The organism is Longimicrobium sp., from assembly GCF_036554565.1.
GTDB lineage: Bacteria > Gemmatimonadota > Gemmatimonadetes > Longimicrobiales > Longimicrobiaceae > Longimicrobium.
This window is the reverse complement of sequence record NZ_DATBNB010000136.1, coordinates 1-7,947: the sequence shown is the minus strand read 5'-3', so window position 1 is coordinate 7,947 and position 7,947 is coordinate 1. Positions and strand designations below refer to the sequence as shown.

The 7,947-nt window shown below is 69.4% G+C and carries 9 protein-coding genes and 1 pseudogene; 7 read left to right on the top strand and 3 right to left on the bottom strand.

All coding sequences use genetic code 11. The annotated features are described in order from the left end of the window. The 6 genes and pseudogenes from VIB55_RS03670 to fabF form a co-directional block, all read left to right on the top strand. Positions 1-315: pseudogene (locus tag VIB55_RS03670) on the top strand (phosphate--acyl-ACP acyltransferase); the annotation flags it as partial. Beyond that, on the top strand, positions 312-1,313 hold the full coding sequence (locus tag VIB55_RS03665; protein WP_331875312.1) for a beta-ketoacyl-ACP synthase III: 1,002 nt from the start codon (positions 312-314) through the stop codon (positions 1,311-1,313). The pseudogene VIB55_RS03670 and the gene VIB55_RS03665, both read left to right, overlap by 4 nt. Continuing rightward, on the top strand, positions 1,313-2,260 hold the full coding sequence (gene fabD, locus VIB55_RS03660) for an ACP S-malonyltransferase (RefSeq protein ID WP_331875314.1): 948 nt from the start codon (positions 1,313-1,315) through the stop codon (positions 2,258-2,260). The genes VIB55_RS03665 and fabD overlap by 1 nt, the downstream gene beginning before the upstream one ends. Before the next feature lie 14 nt (positions 2,261-2,274). Then, positions 2,275-3,012 (top strand): 3-oxoacyl-ACP reductase FabG, encoded by a 738-nt coding sequence (gene fabG, locus VIB55_RS03655; RefSeq protein ID WP_331875311.1) that lies wholly within the window; start codon positions 2,275-2,277, stop codon positions 3,010-3,012. An 80-nt stretch (positions 3,013-3,092) separates the two neighbouring features. Then, the gene (locus tag VIB55_RS03650) at positions 3,093-3,335 is read left to right on the top strand and encodes an acyl carrier protein (RefSeq protein WP_331025834.1); all 243 of its coding nucleotides are present in this window, start codon (positions 3,093-3,095) and stop codon (positions 3,333-3,335) included. A gap of 89 nt (positions 3,336-3,424) precedes the next feature. After that, positions 3,425-4,672, top strand: a complete 1,248-nt coding sequence (gene fabF, locus VIB55_RS03645; protein WP_331875310.1) for a beta-ketoacyl-ACP synthase II — start codon at positions 3,425-3,427, stop codon at positions 4,670-4,672. A 323-nt stretch (positions 4,673-4,995) separates the two neighbouring features. Here the strand turns inward: fabF and VIB55_RS03640 are convergent, their stop codons facing one another. Next, entirely contained in the window at positions 4,996-5,307 is a 312-nt protein-coding gene (locus VIB55_RS03640; RefSeq protein WP_331875309.1) for a type II toxin-antitoxin system RelE/ParE family toxin, read from the bottom strand. Then, positions 5,308-5,604: a hypothetical protein gene (locus VIB55_RS03635; protein WP_331875308.1), complete on the bottom strand. Its 297-nt coding sequence runs from the start codon at positions 5,602-5,604 to the stop codon at positions 5,308-5,310. A gap of 154 nt (positions 5,605-5,758) precedes the next feature. Between VIB55_RS03635 and VIB55_RS03630 the strand changes: the two genes are divergently transcribed. Further along, positions 5,759-6,550, top strand: coding sequence for a hypothetical protein (locus VIB55_RS03630; protein WP_331875307.1), 792 nt, complete (start codon positions 5,759-5,761; stop codon positions 6,548-6,550). Between the two features lie 93 nt (positions 6,551-6,643). Here VIB55_RS03630 and VIB55_RS03625 read toward each other — a convergent pair whose 3' ends face one another. Beyond that, complete coding sequence (locus VIB55_RS03625) at positions 6,644-7,558, bottom strand: murein L,D-transpeptidase catalytic domain-containing protein (protein ID WP_331875306.1); 915 nt, start codon at positions 7,556-7,558, stop codon at positions 6,644-6,646. Between the last annotated feature and the right edge of the window lie 389 nt (positions 7,559-7,947).

Genomic DNA, 7,947 nt, shown 5'->3' with positions numbered 1-7,947 from the left:
GGCTTCGTGGGCAACGTCCTCCTCAAGTTCTACGAGTCGGTCGCCGGGCTCATCACCTCCATGCTGCGGCGCGAGTTCGCCGAGCAGGGGGTGCAGATGGACTTCGACCGCGTGTTCCGCAGCCTGGACTACACCGGCATCGGGGGCGCCCCGCTGCTGGGCGTCAACGGCGTCGTCATCATCTGCCACGGGGGCTCGCCGCCCCACGCCATCCGCAACGCCATCGGCGTCGCCGCGCAGTCGGTGAACCGCCGCATGGTGGAGCACATGGCCGCCCGCCTTTCGCAGGCGCCGGCCGAGGAAGCGCAGCCATGATCCAGCCCAGCCCCATCGCTCCCCGCGCGCGCCTGGTCTCCACCGGCCGCTTCAACCCGGAGCGGGTGGTGACCAACGCCGAAATGGCGACCATCGTCGAGACCAACGACGAGTGGATCACCAGCCGCACGGGCATCCGCGAGCGCCGCATCGCCAGCAAGGAGACGGGCGCCGCCGACATGGCCGCCGCCGCGGCGCGCGTGGCCATGGAGCGCGCCGGCGTCGGCCCGCTGGACCTGGACATGATCCTGCTGTCCACCGCCACGCCCGACCGCCTTCTGCCCAGCACCGCGTGCGACGTGCAGGCCCTGCTGGGCGCCCGCAACGCCGCCGCGTACGACTTCGCGACGGCGTGCTCGGGCTTCCTGTACGGGCTGTCGATGGCCGAGGCGCACATCGCCTCGGGGCAGGCGGAGACGATCCTGGTCTGCGCGACGGAAAAGATGTCGTCCATCGTCGACTGGACGGACCGCACCACCTGCGTGCTCTTCGGCGACGGCGCCGGGGCGGCGGTGGTGCAGCGGGCCACGGACGGGCGCGGCATCCTCTCGACGTACATGAAGAGCGACGGCACCCTGGCCGAGCTGCTGTGGCGGCCCGGCGGCGGCGCGCGCATTCCGCTGGACCTGTCGGTGCTCGACGACCGGTCGCACTACGTGAAGATGGCGGGCCCCGAGGTGTTCAAGTCCGCCGTGCGCGCCATGTGCGAGGCGGCCGAGACGGCCCTGGTGCGCGCGGGCGTCACGTCGGACCAGATCGACCTGATGGTGCCCCACCAGGCCAACGTGCGCATCATCGAAAGCACCGCCAAGTACGCCAAGATGCCGATGGACCGCGTGTACGTGAACGTCGACCGCTACGGCAACATGTCGTCCGCGTCCATTCCGGTGGCGCTGGACGAGGCGGTGGAAAAGGGACTCGCCGGGCCGGGATCGCTGGTGCTGATGGTGGCCTTCGGCGCCGGGTTCACGTGGGCCTCCAACGTGGTGCGGCTGTGATGGGGGGCGAACGCATCGCCCTGCTCTTTCCGGGGCAGGGCTCGCAGGTGGTGGGGATGGGCAAGGACCTGGCGGAGCGCTTTCCCGAGGCGCGCGCCGTCTTCCAGGAGGCCGACGAGGCGCTGGGATTCGCCCTTTCCACGCTGATGTGGGAGGGCCCGGCCGACGAGCTGACGCTGACGGTGAACGCGCAGCCCGCACTGCTCACCCACAGCGCCGCCGTCTGGGCCGTCCTCAAGGCCGCCGACATCGACGTCGTGGCCGCTGCCGGCCACTCGCTGGGCGAGTTCAGCGCCTACCACGCCGCGGGTTCCCTGAGCTTCGCGGACGCGGTGCGGACGGTGCGCCGCCGCGGCGAGCTGATGCTGGAGAGCGGCAACGCGCGTCCCGGCACCATGGCCGCCGTGCTGGGGCTGGACGACGAGGTGGTGGAAGGCGTCTGCCACGAGGCGTCCACGGAGGATTCCGTCGTCGTCCCCGCCAATTTCAACACCCCGGGCCAGGTGGTCGTTTCCGGCGACGCTGCCGCGGTGGAGCGGGTGGGGCCCATGCTGGTGTCCGCCGGCGCCAAGAAGGTGCAGCCGCTGGCCGTCTCCGGTGCCTTCCACTCGCCGCTGATGCGCGTGGCCGAAGCGGGGCTGCAGGCGCAGCTGGACGCGGTGAATTTCGCCGATCCGGCCTTCGCGGTGGTCAGCAACGTCAGCGCGCAGCCGGTGACGGACGGCGCCGAGGCGCGGCGCCTGCTGGTGGACCAGCTGACGTCGACGGTGCGCTGGACGCACTCGGTGCGCACCATGCTGCAGATGGGCGCCGAGCGGTTCCTGGAGGTGGGCGCCGGCAAGGTGCTCACGGGCATGCTCAAGCGTATCGACAAGGCGGCCGAGGGACGCGGGGTGGCGCTGGGGACGGCGGAGCAGGTGGAAGCGTTCTTGAACGGGGCATCGTGACGGGAGGTGGCGAGGTGCAGGAGCTCCAGGGACAGGTGGCGCTGGTGACCGGCGGCTCGCGCGGCATCGGCCTGGCGATTGCGCGGGAGCTGGCGCAGGCGGGGGCGCGACTCGCGCTCGTGGCGCGCGACGGCGCGCGGGCCGAGGCCGCCGCGGCCGAGCTGCCGGGCGAGGGACATCGCGGGTACGCCTGCGACGTGGCCGACCCCGAGGCGTGCGCCGCGCTGATCAAGCAGGTGGAAGGCGACTTCGGCCAGCTGGACGTGCTGGTGAACAACGCCGGCGTCACGCGCGACAACGTGCTGATGCGCATCAAGGACGACGACTGGAACGCCGTTCTCGACACCAACCTGCGCGGCGCCTTCAACCTGATGCGCGCCGCCTCGCGCGGGATGATGAAGCGCCGCAGCGGGCGCATCATCAACATCACCTCGGTGGTGGGCATCATCGGCAACGCGGGGCAGGCCAACTACGCCGCCAGTAAGGCGGGGCTCATCGGGCTCACCAAGTCGGTGGCCAAGGAGCTCGCCGGGCGCGGAGTTCTGGTCAACGCCGTGGCGCCGGGGTACATTGACACGGACATGACGTCGGACCTTCCCGAGGCCGCGCGCACGGCGCTGATGAGCAACATCGCGCTGGGGCGGCTGGGACGGCCCGAAGACATCGCCCCGGCGGTGCGGTTCCTGGCCGGCCCGGGCGCGGCGTACATCACCGGCCAGACGCTGGTTGTGGACGGCGGAATGGTCATGTAGGCTTTGGTGCAGAAGGGCAGGGCCCGCGTCCGCTGGGCGCGGGACTCACGGGATCAAAAAACAACGACAGGGAGACGGACATGGCGGACATCGAGGCGAAGGTCAAGGAGATCATCATCAACGAGCTGGGCGTGGACGCCGAGAAGGTGACCCCCGAGGCCTCGTTCGTGGAGGACCTTGGCGCTGACTCGCTCGACACGGTGGAGCTGGTGATGGCCTTCGAGGAAGAGTTCGGGATGGAGATCCCCGACGAAGAGGCCGAGAAGCTGCGCACGGTGGGCGACGCCATCAACTACATCACGAGCAACGCCAGCAACGGCTGAGCGCTCCGGCGCTTGCCACCGCGGCCTTTCCATAGGGCCGCCCCCCGGGGCGGCCCTGCATACGTCCCGAACCCGTCCCGGAGCGGCTGATGAACCGCCGAGTCGTGATTACCGGGACCGGCCTCGTCACGCCCGTCGGGCTGGACGTCCAGGAATCCTGGGCGGCCCTGCTCGGCGGGCGTAGCGGTGCCGGCCCCATTACCCAGTTCGATGCATCCGGCCACGCCGTGCGCTTTGCGTGCGAGGTCAAGGACTTCGATCCGGGGCAGTACATCGAGCGCAAGGAAGTGAAGCGCACCGACCGCTTTAGCCAGTTCGCCATCGCCACGGCCGTGCAGGCCATGCGCGAGGCGGGGCTCGACGACACGTTCCAGTCGCTGGATTCCGAGCGCTTCGGCGTGATCGTGGGCAGCGGCATCGGGGGGATCCACACCTTCGAGGAGCAGCACGCCCGCCTGCTGGAGAAGGGACCCGGCCGCGTGTCGCCCTTCTTCGTGCCCATGTTCATCTCCGACATCGCCGCGGGGCTCGTCTCCATCCGCTACAACGCCAAGGGCCCCAACTACTGCACGGTGTCGGCGTGCGCGTCGGGCGCCCACGCCGTGGGCAACGCCTTCCGCAGCATCAAGCACGGCGAGGCCGACGTGATGCTGGCGGGGGGCACCGAGGCCAGCATCACGGGGCTGACGGTGGCGGGCTTCGCGAACATGACGGCGCTCAGCACCCGCAACGACTCGCCCGAAACGGCCAGCCGCCCCTTTGACGCCACCCGCGACGGCTTCGTGCTGGGGGAGGGCGCGGGGATGGTGGTGATGGAGGAGCTGGAGCACGCCCGCGCGCGCGGCGCCACCATCATCGCTGAGATCGTGGGCTACGGCCAGACGGCGGACGCCTATCACATCACGGCCCCCGCCGAGGGCGGCGAGGGCGCGGTCCGCGCCATGCGCGCCGCGCTGCGCGAGGCGGGCGCCGGGCCGGAGTCGGTGGGCTACGTGAACGCGCACGGCACCAGCACGCCGGCCAACGACAAGAACGAGTCGGCGGCGATCCGCACTGTGCTGGGCGACCACGCGCGCGACGTGATCGTGGGCTCCACCAAGAGCATGACGGGGCACACGCTGGGAGCGGCGGGCGGGGTGGAGGGCGTGATCAGCGCCTTGGTCTGCCGCCACGGCAAGATCCCGCCGACCATCAACTACACCACGCCGGACCCCGACTGCGACCTGAACTACGGGACGGGCGGCGCGACCGAGCGGCCGGTGGACCTGGCGCTCAGCAACTCGTTCGGCTTCGGCGGCCACAACGTCTGCCTGGCCTTCCGCCGCTTCGACGGCTGATCCGCGGCGAGACGAGCACGACGAGAACGGCCCCGGCGCGACAACGCCGGGGCCGTTATTTTCGCACGTCAGCCGCCACATCGCGTAGCGCAATCTAGCGGGCCAGGTTCGCCACACGGCCAGTACGGGCAGTCCTGGGCATGGCTGCGCGCCGGGAGCGCCGCAATCCCGAGTGCCGCACCAACGAGCCAGCGCCTCCACGAGCTGCTGGTGGAGTCTCGACGCATTCGGCTCCGAGTCACTCGTGCGGACCGATGCGGGTGAAAACGCGTTAGAACGGCCCCGGCGCATCCCCACCGGGGCCGTTCTCTATGAGAGCGATCCTATTCGTCTACATCCGGTCGAAGCACGTTCTGACGGCCGTGACGGATGTGTAGGACGTGAACTCGGTCGCTGACCACCGTGAAAAGGATCCGGTACGATCCCACGATTCGATGCCGGATCACTTCCTCGAATTCACGATCTTCCGGTGCTCGCGCGAAGCTGAGGGGGAAGTCGGCCAAGCCGAGCACGGCGTTCTGGATGGACGAATACCACGCGTCCGGGTACTCCGGCGTGTGGGCATGCTCCTTCAGGTACGCGTAATGGCCCGCGATGTCCGCCAGCGCGGAAGGTTCCGTAATTACGTGGTACACTCACTCCACCCCTACCCCGATCCCCAACTGGGCCCGAAGTTCGTCAAGCACTTCTTCCGCCGGCCGCCCGTCGCCCCGGCGCATGGAAACAAGGCCTCGATTGATTCCGGCGATCGCCTCCGCACGATCCAATCGGTCCAGCAGGTCCTGATAGGCCAAGGCCTCCTGCACCACTACCTCGGCCCTGCCATTCACCGTCAGCACCGCGGGCCTCCCTGTCTCCCGCAAGCGTCGGATGTGTTCGCGAGCACTGCGCTGAAAATCGCTGAGGGAGTGGATGTCTGACGTTTTGATCACGTGGGCTCCTTCGAACATGAAATTCAATGCAAACGAACGATATCGCGCCAGCGCATGAGTGTCAACATCACTCTACGGTGCATTGCGCGGAAGCATCTCGGACGGCACCTTCCCGCCCGTCCCGAGCACGATGCTTTCCTCCAGGCCCGATCGCATGCCCGAGTTCTACCTTCCGCCCGTCGACCGCCTGCTGAAGCTGGGCGCGGAGCCCGCCCGGCGCCGCACGTGGCCGGACTACCGCAACCTGGGGCTGGAGGACCACCACATCCCCGCGCTGATCCGCATGGCCATCGATCCCGCGCTGCACGCCGCCGAGGAGCGGTCGGCGGCGGGGTGGGCGCCCATCCACGCGTGGCGCGCCCTCGCCCAGCTGCGCGCGTCCGCCGCCGCGGAGCCGCTCCTGGCGCTGCTGCAGCGGGAGATGGACAGCTCGTGGGTGTTCGAGGAGATTCCCGTGGTGCTGGGGATGATCGGGCCTGCGGCGCTGCCCGGGGCTACGCTGCTGCTCTTCGACGAGGGCAAGGACGAGGACCTGCGCTTCGCCGCCTGCGGGGTGATCCTGAACGTGGCGCACGAGCATCCCGAGCGGCGCGACGAGGCCGCCGGCGTACTGGCGAAGCAGCTGGAAGACTGGCGAGACCAGAGCCCGCAGATGAACGCGATCCTGGTCTCGTACCTGGTGGAGCTGAACGACACGGCCGCGGTCCCCGTGATGGAGGAGGCGTTCGCCGCCGGGCGGGTGGACGTGACCATCACGGGACACTGGGAAGACGTGCAGGTAGACCTGGGCCTGCTGCCGGAACCCGAGGGCGGGCGCAGGCCCGTCGACCACGGCTTTCCGCCGCCGGACGGCCTGCCGCGCCCGTCCGCGTCCAAGCCCGGGAAGTCCAAGGCGCAGCGCAAGGCCGAGAAGGAGGCGCGCAAGCGCAATCGGAAGAAGAAGTGAGCACCGCCCGATCGCGCATCCTGATCGGTCAGAACGAGAAGAGCCCCGGCGCGCATCGGCGCCGGGGCTCTTTCTATCGGCTCCAGTCCGGGATCAGCCCCGGCGGGAGGTGCTCTTTCCAACGCTGGCGTTGGCCCAGCGGTCTTCCTGCATCCAGGTGCGGTCCAGCGGCGAGAACAGGAACACCAGGCCGCCGCGGGCAATCTTGGGGAGCAGCGTGCGGGCGCGGCCCTGCTCCATGGCCGGGCAGCCCTCGCTGCGGCCGGCGCGGTCGCGCGTTACGTACGGGGCGCCGTGCGCCACCACGCCGCGGGCCCGGGCCGAGCTGTTGTACTTGCCCGACAGGCCCTGCAGGCGCAGCCCCACCGAGGTGTAGCGCTGGCCGCTGGAGGTGCCGGAGAATCCGTACGTTTCCTGCGCCAGGTACAGTCCCAGCGAGGTGGCGTTGCTTCCCTGGCGGTTGGAGAACCGCGTGGGGCGCCCCGCCGTGGGCGAGGCCGAGCCGCGGCCGTGCGCAACGGTGAACGGCCCGTCCACGACCTTCAGCGACTCCATGTCGAACACGTAGCCGCGGGGGGTGCGGTTGTCCAGGCCGTAGTCCACGTAGTACAGGTACGGCTTGCGCACCTTGCCCGGGTTCTCGGCCTTGTAGGCGTAGTACGCCTGGAAAGCCATCCGCAGCGCCTTGGGGTGGCTCTGGCGGCGGACGCGCTTGCCCAGCGCGTCGAGCGCCACGTCCACGCGCGTCTTCTCGGCGCCGCTTTCCACGCCCACGCCGTTCAGCACCGCACGCGCGGCCTGCAGCGCCACCGGCTGCGGAGCACGGACGGGCGCCGGGGCCGGGGCGGGGCGGGGGGCCTGCACGGCGGGCTTCACCGTCAACTTGGCCGCGACCATCGCCCGGGGCGCCGGGGCGGGTTGCGGGCGGTCCGATCGGTCGATCAGGGCACCGGTGGCGCCGATGCACACGGCGGCGGTGGCGATGGTCAGCAGATTGGATCGCAGCATGGCTCTCGGGATTGTACGGGCGGATGAATCGCCCGGAAGTTCTTCGATCTGATCGAGGCGCTCCCCAGCGTGCGGGAGTGCTCGTCTCCAGGATGGGTCCGGATTCGCGGCGCGAGGATTGGGTTTGTGCGCCCAATCTACCCGCACGCCGTGCCTTCCGTCCAGTGCGGCCCGCCGTTTTCGATCAAGCAGTCCGCTTTCTTTCGGGTGCAATCAATTTAGCCAAAAGCTAAGTCGTTGTCAACCGATGAGATAGCCGCTGTGCTAGGCCATTCTATGCGCATGGACGGAGGAAGAGCGATTTCATGCAGAGGTCGCAGAGGTGAAAAGAGAGGACGCAGAGAACGGTTGAAGTTCTCTGCGTCCTCTTTCCTTTGTCTGCGTCCTCT

What these genes read in the sequence shown, in the direction of transcription:
- VIB55_RS03665 (WP_331875312.1), top strand. Translation starts at nt 312, where the DNA reads ATGATCCAGCCCAGCCCCATCGCTCCCCGCGCGCGCCTGGTCTCCACC.
- fabD (WP_331875314.1), top strand. Translation starts at nt 1,313, where the DNA reads ATGGGGGGCGAACGCATCGCCCTGCTCTTTCCGGGGCAGGGCTCGCAG.
- VIB55_RS03650 (WP_331025834.1), top strand. Translation starts at nt 3,093, where the DNA reads ATGGCGGACATCGAGGCGAAGGTCAAGGAGATCATCATCAACGAGCTG.
- fabF (WP_331875310.1), top strand. Translation starts at nt 3,425, where the DNA reads ATGAACCGCCGAGTCGTGATTACCGGGACCGGCCTCGTCACGCCCGTC.
- VIB55_RS03630 (WP_331875307.1), top strand. Translation starts at nt 5,759, where the DNA reads ATGCCCGAGTTCTACCTTCCGCCCGTCGACCGCCTGCTGAAGCTGGGC.
- VIB55_RS03625 (WP_331875306.1), bottom strand. Translation starts at nt 7,558, where the DNA reads ATGCTGCGATCCAATCTGCTGACCATCGCCACCGCCGCCGTGTGCATC.